The following is a 13230-nucleotide window of genomic DNA, read 5'->3' as shown; positions in this document are numbered from 1 at the left end:
TGGTTACCGTAGACAGTAGGTGCCCCAGGGCTTAATTTCCTACCGAGGTGTTGTGATAGAATATCGGAATGCTGCAGCTTGCTGCAGCAGATGATTCATCAGGCCTTCGTGATTCTGCGGAGGCCTTTTTCATTGATTGAAGAAGGCCTAGTAAATCTATCAGGAGGTGTACAGGTTGGCAAACGCAAAAGTGATTCAAGCCAAACAAGAAGCCGTTGATGTCGTAACTGCGAAGCTGCGCGAAAGCGCAACGACCGTTGTAGCGGACTATCGCGGTCTGAATGTTGCTCAAGTTACGGAACTCCGCAAGCAGCTTCGTGAAGCTGGCGTGGAATTCCAAGTACTGAAGAATACGCTCGTTCGCCGCGCAACAGCGGCTGCGGAACTTACCGAACTGGATGAAGTGCTGACCGGTCCTACGGCCATCGCATTCAGTGCTGAAGACGCAGTAGCTCCGGCTAAAATTCTTAGCGATTTCGCGAAGAAGAACGAAGCACTCAAAGTAAAAGGTGGCGTGGTTGAAGGCCGTGTAGTCGGCGTTGACCAAATCAAGGCGCTGGCGGATCTTCCATCCCGCGAAGGTCTCCTTTCGATGCTCCTCAGCGTGCTTCAAGCTCCGGTGCGCAACTTCGCACTGGCAGTCAAAGCCGTTGCGGACAAAGAAGAAGCAAGCGCGTAACTGTTTGTTGAAATTAGCAATATAATCTAAATTAAAATAATGGAGGTTCTACCATGAGTAAAGAAAGCATTTTGGAAGAAATTAAAGCGATGACCGTTCTTGAATTGAACGATCTTGTTAAAGCAATCGAAGAAGAATTCGGCGTAACTGCAGCGGCTCCAGTAGTTGTAGCAGGTGGCGGCGCTGGCGCGTCCGAAGCTGCTGAGCAAACTGAATTTGACGTAATCCTGACTAACGCAGGCGCGTCCAAAATCAACGTTATCAAAGTGGTTCGGGAAATCACTGGCCTTGGCTTGAAAGAAGCAAAAGACCTGGTTGACAACGCTCCAAAACCGCTGAAAGAAAAAGTGGGCAAAGAAGAAGCCGATTCCGTTAAAGCAAAATTGGAAGAAGCAGGCGCGACTGTAGAAGTGAAGTAATTGCCGCTTCCCCTACGGCGAACCCCCTTGAACTTGGTTCAAGGGGGTTCGTTGCTTAAAGTGTTAAGGGCACTGTAGGACATAGAATTACTGCAAATATGCAGTTTTTCTGATATTTTGTCGTGCAGAAGGGAAAGCCTGCAAAAGTGCAGGAATTTTTCGGTTTCAGCGAAAAGCGGCCTTTTGGGCGGGAAAGCCTGCACTTTTGCAGGGATTTTAACAAAGCGGTTCAGGATGCAGGAAGATTGACCATAATAATAAGGCCGGAGAGGCGCACTGGCTTTTTTACTGATATATAACGGAGGGAAGCTATAGATGTCGGATCACTACTATACCAGCAAACCAACGGCGGCGCATGACCGCAAAGTATGGGATGACGCGCTGCGCGGGCAAGCATTCCGGTTTATCAGCGACGCCGGCGTATTCTCAAAGGGCGGCGTGGATTACGGCAGCCGGACTTTGATTGAGGCGATGGAAATTCCGGAAGACGCGGAGGTGCTGGATGTGGGCTGCGGTTACGGTCCGATTGGTCTGACGGCCGCCAGGCTGGCTAAGCGGGGCCATGTTACGATGATCGATGTCAACAGCCGCGCGGTGGAGTTGGCCCGGGAAAATGCAGCCGCCAATCGTATTGACAATGTAACGGTATTGCAAAGTGATTTGTTTGCGGAAGTGGACAAAGCGGAATTCGATGTCGTGCTGACCAATCCTCCGATTCGCGCCGGAAAAGAAACGGTACATGCCATATTTGAAGGGGCCTATGAAAAGCTGAGAGCCGGAGGCTCGCTGTGGATTGTCATTCAGAAGAAGCAGGGGGCGCCGTCGGCGAAACAAAAGCTGGAGTCGCTGTTCGGGGATGTGGAAGAAGTGACGAAAGACAAAGGTTACCGTATATATAAGGCAACAAAAAAATAATTTGACTTGCAAATTACGTTGTGTTATTATTATAAAATGTCAGTATTAGGATGCCCTCCGTGGCTTTAGTGAACTGAAATGTCAAGTGTTTTGTGGAAACGATGCATAAAATCACATCAGTTGACGTATAATATGTACATTTCGGGTAAATCTACTGAATACGGGGACATCAGGCTGGAAATGTCACGGATAAATGATGCTCTTTTTTCGAAAGCATTCGATAAGGGCTTTTCTTTATTTGTGGATGAATCCGTATGGTCCTATTATAAAGGTACAAACACGGGTTCGCAATGTATTTTTAAAGTGAGTAGACATGAGGGGTGAGTATAAGTTGGCAGGACATCTTGTTCAATATGGTCGACGCACTCGGCGAAGTTATGCACGAATTAACGAGGTACTCGAAATTCCGAACCTGATCGAAATCCAGCAGAAATCCTATGAGTGGTTCCTGGAAGAAGGCCTGCGGGAAATGTTCCAGGATATCTCGCCGATTCAGGATTTCACTGGGAATCTGGTATTGGAATTTATCGATTACAGTCTTGGGGAACCGAAGTATACGGTAGACGACGCGAAAGAACGCGACGTGACGTATGCTGCGCCGCTTCGGGTAAAAGTCCGGCTCATTAATAAGGAAACCGGCGAAGTCAAAGAGCAGGAAGTGTTTATGGGAGATTTCCCGCTGATGACGGAAACCGGCACATTCATTATTAATGGTGCTGAACGGGTTATTGTCAGCCAGTTGGTTCGCTCTCCTAGCGTCTATTTCAACACTAAAGTGGATAAGAACGGCAAGAATACCTATACCGCAACGGTAATTCCAAACCGCGGCGCATGGCTGGAGCTGGAGACGGATGCGAAGGACATCATTTATGTCCGGATCGACCGTACCCGGAAGATTCCGGTGACCGTGCTGCTTCGCGCGCTTGGGTTCGGTACGGATGCCGAAATTCTGGATTTGCTCGGAAACGATGAATATATTCGCAACACCCTGGATAAAGACAATACCGACTCTACGGAGAAAGCTCTCATCGAAATCTATGAGCGCCTTCGTCCGGGAGAACCGCCGACTCTCGACAATGCGAAGAGCTTGCTGGTAGCCCGGTTCTTTGATCCAAAACGCTATGACCTGGCCAATGTCGGCCGTTACAAAATCAATAAAAAGCTGCACATCAAAAACCGCCTGTTCAATCAGCGGCTCGCCGAGTCCCTGATCGATACGACCACCGGCGAAATTATCGCCGAAGCGGGTCAAATGGTGGACCGTCGCTTGCTGGATCAAATTCTTCCGCACCTGGAGAATTCGGTAGGCTTTAGAAACTACCATGTGGCAGGCGGAGTTCTTGATGCTAACGACATTCCGCTGCAGACGATCGACGTCTTCTCGCCGATCGAAGACGGCAAAGTCGTTAAAGTGATCGCGAACCGCAATATCGACAAATCGGTGAAGCATATTACGCCGGCCGATATCATTTCGTCGATCAGCTATTTCCTGAACCTGCTGCACGGCATCGGCAGCACCGACGACATCGACCATCTCGGTAACAGAAGATTGCGCTCTGTCGGCGAATTGCTGCAGAACCAGTTCCGCATCGGTCTGTCGCGGATGGAACGCGTCGTACGCGAAAGAATGTCGATCCAGGATGCGAATGTGATCACCCCGCAAGCGTTGATCAACATCCGTCCGGTGATCGCTTCGATCAAGGAGTTCTTCGGCAGCTCGCAGCTGTCGCAGTTTATGGACCAGACGAACCCGCTTGCCGAACTGACGCATAAACGCCGTCTGTCGGCGCTCGGTCCGGGCGGTCTGACACGCGAACGCGCGGGCTTTGAAGTGCGCGACGTTCACCATTCCCACTATGGCCGGATGTGTCCGATCGAAACGCCGGAAGGTCCGAACATCGGTCTGATCAACTCCTTGTCGACGTTCGCCCGCATCAACGAGTACGGCTTCATTGAAGCTCCTTATCGTTGGGTCGATCCGAACACCGGCAAAGTAACCGATCAAATCGCTTACTTGACGGCCGATGAAGAGGATAACTACATCATCGCCCAGGCGAATGCCGTTCTTAACGAGGACAACACGTTCCGCGACGAGAATGTCATCGTCCGTTACAATAAGCAATCCGACAATATCTTGACGATGCCGAGCGATCGCGTCGACTACATGGACGTATCGCCGAAGCAGGTTGTGTCCGTAGCGACAGCGCTGATTCCGTTCCTGGAGAACGATGACTCGAACCGTGCCTTGATGGGTTCGAACATGCAGCGTCAGGCGGTACCGCTTCTGATTCCGAAGGCTCCGCTCGTCGGAACCGGCATGGAACACAAGTCGGCCAAAGACTCCGGCGTATGTATTGTTTCCAAATACGACGGGATTATCGAACGCTCCGCAGCGAACGAAATTTGGCTGCGCCGCGTCGAAACGGTAGACGGCAAGGAAGTCAAAGGCGACCTTGTTAAATATAAATTACACAAATTTATGCGTTCGAACCAAGGAACATGCATCAATCAACGTCCGATCGTCAAACGCGGCGATGTGATCAAGAAGGGTGACATTCTCGCGGACGGGCCATCGACGGAGATGGGCGAATTGGCTTTGGGCCGCAACGTCGTCGTCGCCTTCATGACTTGGGAAGGTTACAACTACGAGGATGCGATCCTGCTTAGCGAGAAGCTTGTGAAAGAGGACGTCTACACTTCGATCCACATCGAGGAATATGAGTCCGAAGCCCGCGATACGAAGCTGGGACCCGAAGAGATAACCCGCGATATTCCGAACGTCGGTGAAGAAGCGCTCCGCAATCTTGACGAGCGCGGCATTATCCGCGTCGGTGCGGAGATCGCCGCAGGGGATATTCTCGTCGGCAAAGTAACGCCGAAAGGCGTAACCGAACTGACGGCGGAAGAGCGCCTGCTGCATGCGATCTTCGGCGAGAAGGCCCGCGAGGTTCGCGACACCTCGCTGCGCGTACCGCACGGTACAGACGGGATCGTCGTAGACGTGAAGGTATTTACCCGCGAGAACGGCGACGAATTGCCGCCGGGCGTGAACCAGCTCGTTCGGGTATATATTGCCCAAAAACGGAAAATTTCCGAAGGCGACAAAATGGCCGGACGCCATGGTAACAAAGGGGTCGTGGCCCGCATTCTGCCGGAGGAAGACATGCCGTTCATGCCGGACGGCACGCCGGTGCAGGTCGTGCTGAACCCGCTCGGGGTTCCGTCGCGGATGAACATCGGTCAGGTGCTGGAAATCCACCTCGGGATGGCCGCTCTGAAACTCGGTATCCACGTGGCGACGCCGGTATTCGACGGAGCCAATGAATACGATGTTTTCGATACGATGGAAGAAGCCGGCATGCAACGCAACGGTAAAACAATTCTGTACGACGGCCGGACGGGCGAACCGTTTGAACGCGAAGTTACGGTCGGCGTCATGCATATGATCAAACTGGCGCACATGGTCGACGATAAGATCCACGCCCGTTCGACAGGTCCATACTCGCTCGTTACGCAGCAGCCGCTCGGCGGTAAAGCGCAATTCGGCGGACAGCGGTTCGGCGAGATGGAAGTTTGGGCGCTGGAAGCCTATGGCGCCGCATATACACTGCAAGAGATTTTGACCGTCAAGTCGGACGATGTGGTCGGCCGGGTGAAAACCTACGAATCGATCGTCAAAGGCGAGAACGTGCCAGAACCTGGTGTGCCGGAGTCGTTTAAAGTCTTGATCAAGGAACTTCAAAGCTTGGGTATGGACGTCAAAATCCTGACCGAGAACGAGGAAGAGATCGAGATGAAGGAAATCGACGATGAAGATGACGCGTCAGGGGACAAACTGAGTTTGAACCTGGAAGGCGCGGAAGTCGGAATAGAATAAGCATCGACGGCGACGGCCTCTAGCCGCCGCCGGACATGATGATAACCGGAGATTCTCAAAATCAGGACTTGGTTAAGGAGGGGTGCTCCTTGTTGGACGTCAACAACTTCGAGTTTATGAAAATTGGGCTTGCTTCCCCAGATAAAATTCGTTCTTGGTCCCGCGGAGAAGTGAAGAAACCGGAAACGATCAACTATCGTACATTGAAACCGGAAAAAGAAGGGCTGTTTTGCGAGAAAATTTTCGGCCCGACCAAAGACTGGGAATGCCATTGCGGTAAATATAAACGCGTTCGTTACAAAGGCGTCGTCTGCGACCGCTGCGGCGTCGAAGTAACGAGAGCGAAGGTTCGCCGCGAACGGATGGGCCATATCGAACTGGCCGCTCCGGTGTCCCACATTTGGTATTTCAAAGGTATCCCGAGCCGGATGGGCCTGGCGCTTGACATGTCGCCGCGCTCGCTGGAAGAGATCATTTATTTTGCATCCTATGTCGTTACCGATCCGGGCGAAACGCCGCTGGAGAAAAAGCAGCTTCTGTCCGAGAAGGAATACCGCAGCTACCGCGAGAAATACGGCTACGGATTCCAGGCCGGTATGGGCGCCGAAGCGGTTAAGAAACTGCTTCAGGATCTCGATATCGACAAGGAACTGGAATTTTTGAAAGAAGAGCTGCGTACGGCCCAAGGGCAGCGCCGCAACCGGGCGATCAAACGTCTGGAAGTCATCGAGGCATTCAAGAGCTCGGGCAACGAGCCGGAGTGGATGATCCTCGACGTGCTTCCGGTTATTCCTCCGGAGCTTCGCCCGATGGTGCAATTGGACGGCGGACGCTTTGCGACTTCCGACCTTAACGATTTGTACCGCCGCGTGATCAACCGGAACAACCGTCTGAAACGCCTGCTCGATCTGGGCGCGCCGGACATCATCGTCCAAAACGAAAAACGGATGCTCCAAGAAGCCGTTGACGCCTTGATCGACAACGGCCGCCGCGGACGTCCGGTAACGGGCCCGGGCAACCGTCCGCTGAAATCCCTCAGCCACATGCTGAAAGGGAAACAGGGCCGGTTCCGGCAAAACCTGCTCGGTAAACGGGTCGACTATTCCGGCCGTTCCGTTATCGTCGTAGGCCCGTATCTGAAAATGTACCAATGCGGTTTGCCTAAAGAGATGGCGCTGGAATTGTTCAAGCCGTTCGTAATGAAAGAACTGGTCAACAAAGGCCTGGCCCATAACATCAAGAGCGCGAAACGCAAAGTGGAAAGAGTAAGTCCCGAAGTTTGGGACGTGCTCGAAGAAGTAATCAAAGAGCACCCGGTTCTCCTGAACCGTGCGCCTACGCTTCACCGTCTCGGTATCCAGGCGTTCGAGCCGATCCTGGTTGAAGGGCGCGCCATTCGTCTTCACCCGCTCGTATGTACGGCGTACAACGCCGACTTCGACGGCGACCAAATGGCCGTGCACGTGCCGTTGTCCGCGGAAGCTCAGGCGGAAGCCCGCATCCTGATGCTGGCGTCCGGCAACATCCTGAACCCGAAAGACGGCAAACCGGTTGTTACTCCGTCCCAGGATATGGTCCTTGGCTCGTACTATCTAACGATGGACAACAAGGAAGCTAAAGGGAGCGGCATGATTCTCGGTTCCGTGAACGAAGCGTTCTCCGCTTATCAACGCGGTACGGCCGAGCTGCACGCCCGCGTGGCAATTCCGGCCAAGGCGCTGAACAAGACCGGTTTTACCGAAGAACAACAAAATTCGTTGCTGGTTACGACGGTCGGGAAAATTATCTTCAATGAAATCTTCCCGCCAAGCTTCCCGTATATCAATGAACCGACCAGAGTCAATCTGTTCCAAGGCACGCCGGATGAATATTTCATCCACGAAAAAGGTGCCGACGTCCTGGACCGGATCATGGCCGCCAAACAACCTGGCGGTGTGGGTAAAGAATACCTCGGCGAAATTATCGGCCGCTGCTTTGAAATTTACCACACCACGGAAACGTCGATTATTCTCGACAGAATCAAACAAACCGGGTTCACCTACTCGACGCGCGCCGGCGTAAGTATCGCCGTGTCGGACGTTGTCGTGCCGGACGCAAAACAAGACATTTTGCACGAATCCGACGAGAAAGTTCAAGTGATTACCAATCAATACCGCCGCGGTCTGATCACGAATGAAGAACGTTATGACCGGGTTATCGATATTTGGTCCAAAGCGAAAGACCAGATTACCGATGTGCTCATGAAATCGATGGACCGTTACAACTCCATCATGCTCATGGTTGACTCCAAGGCGCGCGGTAACAAATCGCAGATCACCCAGCTCGGCGGGATGCGGGGTCTGATGGCCAACCCTTCGGGCCGGATCATCGAACTCCCGATCAAGTCGAATTTCCGCGAAGGCCTGACCGTCCTCGAGTACTTCCTTTCGACGCACGGCGCGCGGAAAGGTCTGGCCGATACCGCGCTGCGTACCGCCGACTCGGGTTACTTGACCCGCCGTCTGGTCGACGTGGCGCAGGATGTCATCGTCCGCGAAGAGGATTGCGGTACGGATAAAGGCTTTACCGTCGGCGTGATTCAGGACGGTAAAGAGGTTATCGAGGATCTGTACGACCGGATCGAGGGGCGCTATTCCTTCGAAACGATCAAGCATCCGGAGACCGGTGAGATCATCATTCACCGCAATGAATTGATCGATTCCGACAAGGCGCACGAAATCGTCGACGCCGGCGTCACGAAGCTGCAAATCCGTTCCGTGCTTAGCTGTCGCGCACGCCATGGCGTATGTAAGAAATGCTATGGACGCAACCTGGCAACCGGCAAGCACGTGGAAATCGGTGAAGCGGTCGGCATTATCGCCGCCCAATCCATCGGTGAACCGGGGACCCAGCTCACCATGCGTACGTTCCATACCGGGGGCGTTGCCGGTGACGATATTACCCAAGGTTTGCCGCGGATCCAGGAGCTCTTTGAAGCCCGGAATCCGAAAGGTCAAGCGACGATCAGTGAAATCGACGGCGTGATCAAGGAAATCCGCGAAGCCAAGGACCGCCGTGAAATCGAGGTTCAGGGCGAAGCGGAAACGAAGGTCTACTCCGTTACCTACGGTTCCCGCCTGCGCGTAAGCGAAGGGCAGGAAATCGAAGCGGGCGACGAGCTGACCGACGGTTCCATCGACCCGAAAGAAATTCTGCGCATTAAAGGCATCCGCGGCGTGCAGAACTATATCCTGCAGGAAGTTCAGCGCGTATACCGGAACCAGGGCGTAGAAATCAACGACAAACATATCGAAGTTATGGTCAGACAGATGCTGCGCAAGATCCGGATTGTAGATTCCGGGGATACGCCGCTTCTGCCAGGATCTTTCGTCGATCTGTATGAATACGAAATGGCCAACAAAGACGCGATCTTGTCGGGCAATGAGCCGGCCGTAGCCAAACCGGTATTGCTCGGGATTACCAAAGCGTCGCTCGAAACGGATTCTTTCCTGTCCGCCGCTTCCTTCCAGGAAACGACGCGGGTGCTTACCGATGCCGCGATCAAAGGCAAAGTGGATAAACTGCTCGGCCTGAAAGAGAACGTCATTATCGGTAAACTGATCCCTGCGGGTACGGGGATGAACCGTTACCGCAACGTCCAGTTTGAAGAGCCGTTCAGCGATGATACGGCGGAAGAAAGCCTGGAGCCGGTATCGGTAGAATAGGTTCCGAGGAACAATGAGCGCGGCCGGGATGATGTCCTGGCCGCGCCGTTGTTTTTAGTCATTATTTTGCTTGACATTGCCTATATGGAGTGCTAATATATCAAAGTGCGTGAGTTTGGATATACCCTGTGCTTTGGAGGACGATTGCCATGTCTAATGATAAAGGACTACAGGACGCTCATGTCAAAATCGGCACCAAGCAGACGATGCGAATGGTCGAGCTTGGACGGGCCGAGGAAGTATATGTGGCTGAAGATGCAGATCCGCGCCTTACATCGAAGATCATTGCCCTGTGCGATCAGCGTGGCGTCAAAGTGACGCTGGTGGACACGATGAAGAATCTCGGTAAAGCCTGCGGGATTGAAGTCGGGGCGGCGATGGCTGCGATTGTGAGACCATAGTTGATAGAATCGTTTTTGCTGAAGGGAATCCTTCCGGCAAAGACTTTTCATTTGTTCTTTTATGAACCGCCTGGGTCTGTGGGCTTAAAATGGTTTGTGAAGAATCATGAGAATTGAGGAAGGGGGTGGCAACAACAATGCCAACAATTAACCAACTAGTCCGTAAAGGACGTCAAGACAAAGTGTACAAATCGAAATCGCCAGCACTGCAAAGAGGTTTTAACGCCTTGAAGCGTGAAGCTACCGATCTGAGCTCTCCGCAAAAACGCGGTGTGTGCACTCGTGTAGGTACTATGACTCCTAAGAAACCGAACTCCGCACTTCGTAAATATGCCCGTGTTCGTTTGACGAACCGCGTAGAGGTGACGGCTTACATTCCAGGGATCGGTCACAACCTGCAAGAGCACAGCGTTGTTTTGATTCGTGGCGGCCGGGTCAAGGACCTTCCGGGGGTACGTTACCATATCGTACGCGGAGCCTTGGATACCGCTGGTGTAAACAACCGGATGCAAGCCCGTTCGAAATACGGCGCTAAACGTCCGAAAGCGAAAAAATCCTAAGCCGACCGTTCGGTTGGCTTATTGAACCGTTAAAGGGTTTGGATTAATACTGAAAGGGGGATAACTATGCCACGCAAAGGTCCAGTTTCGAAGAGAGACGTGCTGCCGGATCCGGTGTATAACAGCAAGCTTGTTACTCGTCTGATCAACCGCATCATGCTCGACGGTAAACGCGGTGTTGCTCAAAGCATCCTGTACAATGCGTTCAACCTCATTCAAGAACGTACGGGTAATGATCCTATGGAAGTGTTTGAAGCAGCGCTTAAAAATATCATGCCTGTCTTGGAAGTTAAAGCTCGCCGTGTAGGTGGTGCGAACTACCAAGTACCTATCGAAGTTAAACCGGAAAGACGTACATCCTTGGGGTTACGTTGGCTCGTGAACTACTCCCGCAACCGCGGTGAGAAGACGATGGAAGAACGTTTGGCTGCCGAGATCATCGACGCATCCAACAACACGGGCGCTTCCGTTAAGAAACGCGAAGATACGCACAAAATGGCCGAAGCGAACAAAGCGTTCGCGCACTACCGCTGGTAGGATTCGGCTCAACCTAATTAACTACTATTTTGAAGGGAGACAAATTCATGGCAAGAGAGTTCTCCTTGAAAAATACACGTAACATCGGGATCATGGCGCATATTGACGCCGGTAAGACAACCACGACGGAACGGATCTTGTTCTACACAGGCCGTACGCACAAAATCGGGGAAGTTCACGAAGGTGCTGCGACAATGGACTGGATGGAGCAGGAGCAAGAGCGCGGAATCACGATTACGTCCGCTGCGACCACCGCTCAATGGAAAGGTCACCGCGTAAATATCATCGATACCCCGGGACACGTTGACTTCACGGTTGAAGTCGAACGTTCCCTGCGTGTATTGGACGGGGCAGTTGGCGTTTTCAGTGCTAAAGAAGGCGTTGAGCCTCAGTCTGAAACCGTTTGGAGACAGGCTGACCGTTATGGCGTTCCTCGGATCGCTTATGTAAACAAAATGGACATCATCGGTGCCGACTACCTGAATGTTGTCAAAGATATGCGCGATCGTCTGCAAGCGAACGCAGTTGCTATCCAACTGCCGATCGGTGCGGAAAGCGATTTTGTCGGGATTATCGACATCATTGCGCAAAAAGCGTACATGTACAAAGACGACTTAGGTCAAAACATCGAAGAAGCCGAAATTCCGGCCGATTTGGCCGATAAGGTTGAAGAACTGCGTGCGGAATTGATCGAAAAAGTTGCGGAGCTGGATGAAGATTTGACGATGAAATACCTCGAGGGCGAGGAAATCACCGTTGAAGAACTGAAAGCCGCACTGCGCAAAGGCGTTTGCGAAGTTAAGATCTTCCCGGTAGTTTGCGGTTCCTCTTACCGTAACAAAGGGATTCAGCTCATGCTGGATGCCGTTATCGATTACCTGCCTGCACCAATCGACGTACCTTCCATTCAAGGTCACTTGGATGACGGTACTGAAGTGGAGCGCCACTCTTCCGATGAAGAGCCGTTCGCTGCGCTCGCATTTAAAATCATGACGGACCCTTATGTCGGTAAGCTGACGTTCTTCCGCGTATATTCCGGTATTTTGCAATCCGGTTCCTATGTGCTGAATGCAACGAAAGGCAAACGCGAACGTATCGGCCGTATTCTGCAAATGCACGCCAACAGCCGTCAAGAAATCACTGAAGTTTACTCCGGTGATATCGCGGCAGCCGTTGGTTTGAAAGATACGGGCACAGGTGATACACTGTGTGATGAGAAGGCACCGGTTATTCTTGAATCGATGAACTTCCCTGATCCGGTTATCGAAATCGCGGTTGAGCCTAAAACCAAGGCCGACCAAGATAAAATGAGTGTCGCTCTCGGTAAATTGACCGAGGAAGACCCAACTCTCCGTGCATCTACCAATGAAGAAACCGGGCAAACGATCCTTGCTGGTATGGGTGAGCTTCACCTCGATATCATCATCGACCGGATGCGCCGTGAATTCAAGGTTGAGACGAATGTTGGTAAACCTCAAGTTGCTTACCGTGAAACATTCAAAGCCCCTGCTCGCGTTGAAGGTAAATTCGTTCGTCAGTCCGGCGGCCGTGGTCAATACGGTCACGTATGGGTTGAGTTCGAACCGCTCGAGCCAGGCAGCGGTAATCAGTTCGACAGCAAGATCGTCGGCGGTTCCGTACCGAGAGAATACATTGCTCCTGCTCAGCAAGGTATTGAAGAAGCCATGAAAAATGGTGTCCTTGCAGGCTTCCCGCTGGTAGACGTTAAGGCAACCATCGTCGATGGTTCCTACCATGATGTCGACTCCAGTGAAATGGCGTTTAAGATCGCCGGTTCCATGGCACTTAAAGCTGCCAAGGAGAAATGTTCTCCGGTTCTTCTTGAGCCAATTATGAAAGTCGAAGTAACGGTTCCTGAGGAGTACATGGGCGACGTTATGGGTATGCTGAACTCCCGCCGCGGACGGATCGAAGGTATGGATTCCCGTGGTGGCGCGCAAATTATCCGTGCGAAAGTGCCTCTCTCCGAAATGTTCGGTTACTCGACCACCCTGCGTTCCGGTACACAAGGACGCGGCGTGTTCTCGATGGAACTCTCCCACTATGAAGAAGTTCCGAAGACTATCGCCGAAGAAATCGTGTCCAAGAACAAAGGCGGAGAATAATTTCAGTACCTG

Annotated in this window: 9 protein-coding genes and 1 other annotated feature (1 of these 10 running past the window's edge); all 9 genes read left to right on the top strand. The window is 52.3% G+C overall.

What is annotated here, in order from left to right; translation table 11 throughout:
• Window positions 1–140, top strand: a sequence feature (ribosomal protein L10 leader region); it begins 12 nt to the left of the window's first position.
• Window positions 141–175: 35 nt separating this feature from the next.
• The 9 genes from rplJ to fusA all read left to right on the top strand — a co-directional run bounded on the left by rplJ (window position 176) and on the right by fusA (window position 13218).
• Complete coding sequence (gene rplJ / locus V3851_RS25095; RefSeq protein WP_331849172.1) at window positions 176–679, top strand: 50S ribosomal protein L10; 504 nt, start codon at window positions 176–178, stop codon at window positions 677–679.
• A 53-nt stretch (window positions 680–732) separates the two neighbouring features.
• Entirely contained in the window at window positions 733–1098 is a 366-nt protein-coding gene (gene rplL / locus V3851_RS25090) for a 50S ribosomal protein L7/L12 (protein WP_331849171.1), read from the top strand.
• 315 nt (window positions 1099–1413) lie between these two features.
• Complete coding sequence (locus tag V3851_RS25085) at window positions 1414–2013, top strand: class I SAM-dependent methyltransferase (RefSeq protein WP_331849170.1); 600 nt, start codon at window positions 1414–1416, stop codon at window positions 2011–2013.
• A gap of 331 nt (window positions 2014–2344) precedes the next feature.
• On the top strand, window positions 2345–5890 hold the full coding sequence (gene rpoB / locus V3851_RS25080) for a DNA-directed RNA polymerase subunit beta (protein ID WP_331849169.1): 3546 nt from the start codon (window positions 2345–2347) through the stop codon (window positions 5888–5890).
• Between the two features lie 89 nt (window positions 5891–5979).
• On the top strand, window positions 5980–9594 hold the full coding sequence (rpoC, locus tag V3851_RS25075) for a DNA-directed RNA polymerase subunit beta' (RefSeq protein ID WP_331849168.1): 3615 nt from the start codon (window positions 5980–5982) through the stop codon (window positions 9592–9594).
• Between the two features lie 149 nt (window positions 9595–9743).
• Entirely contained in the window at window positions 9744–9995 is a 252-nt protein-coding gene (locus V3851_RS25070; protein WP_331849167.1) for a ribosomal L7Ae/L30e/S12e/Gadd45 family protein, read from the top strand.
• A 137-nt stretch (window positions 9996–10132) separates the two neighbouring features.
• On the top strand, window positions 10133–10555 hold the full coding sequence (gene rpsL, locus V3851_RS25065) for a 30S ribosomal protein S12 (protein WP_018753998.1): 423 nt from the start codon (window positions 10133–10135) through the stop codon (window positions 10553–10555).
• Window positions 10556–10621: 66 nt separating this feature from the next.
• On the top strand, window positions 10622–11092 hold the full coding sequence (gene rpsG, locus V3851_RS25060; RefSeq protein WP_331849166.1) for a 30S ribosomal protein S7: 471 nt from the start codon (window positions 10622–10624) through the stop codon (window positions 11090–11092).
• A gap of 47 nt (window positions 11093–11139) precedes the next feature.
• Window positions 11140–13218, top strand: coding sequence for an elongation factor G (gene fusA / locus V3851_RS25055; RefSeq protein WP_331849165.1), 2079 nt, complete (start codon window positions 11140–11142; stop codon window positions 13216–13218).
• The last annotated feature ends 12 nt before the right edge of the window (window positions 13219–13230 follow it).

Source organism: Paenibacillus haidiansis, assembly GCF_036553665.1.
Classification (GTDB): domain Bacteria; phylum Bacillota; class Bacilli; order Paenibacillales; family Paenibacillaceae; genus Fontibacillus; species Fontibacillus haidiansis.
This window is presented reverse-complemented; position numbering and strand designations above follow the sequence as displayed.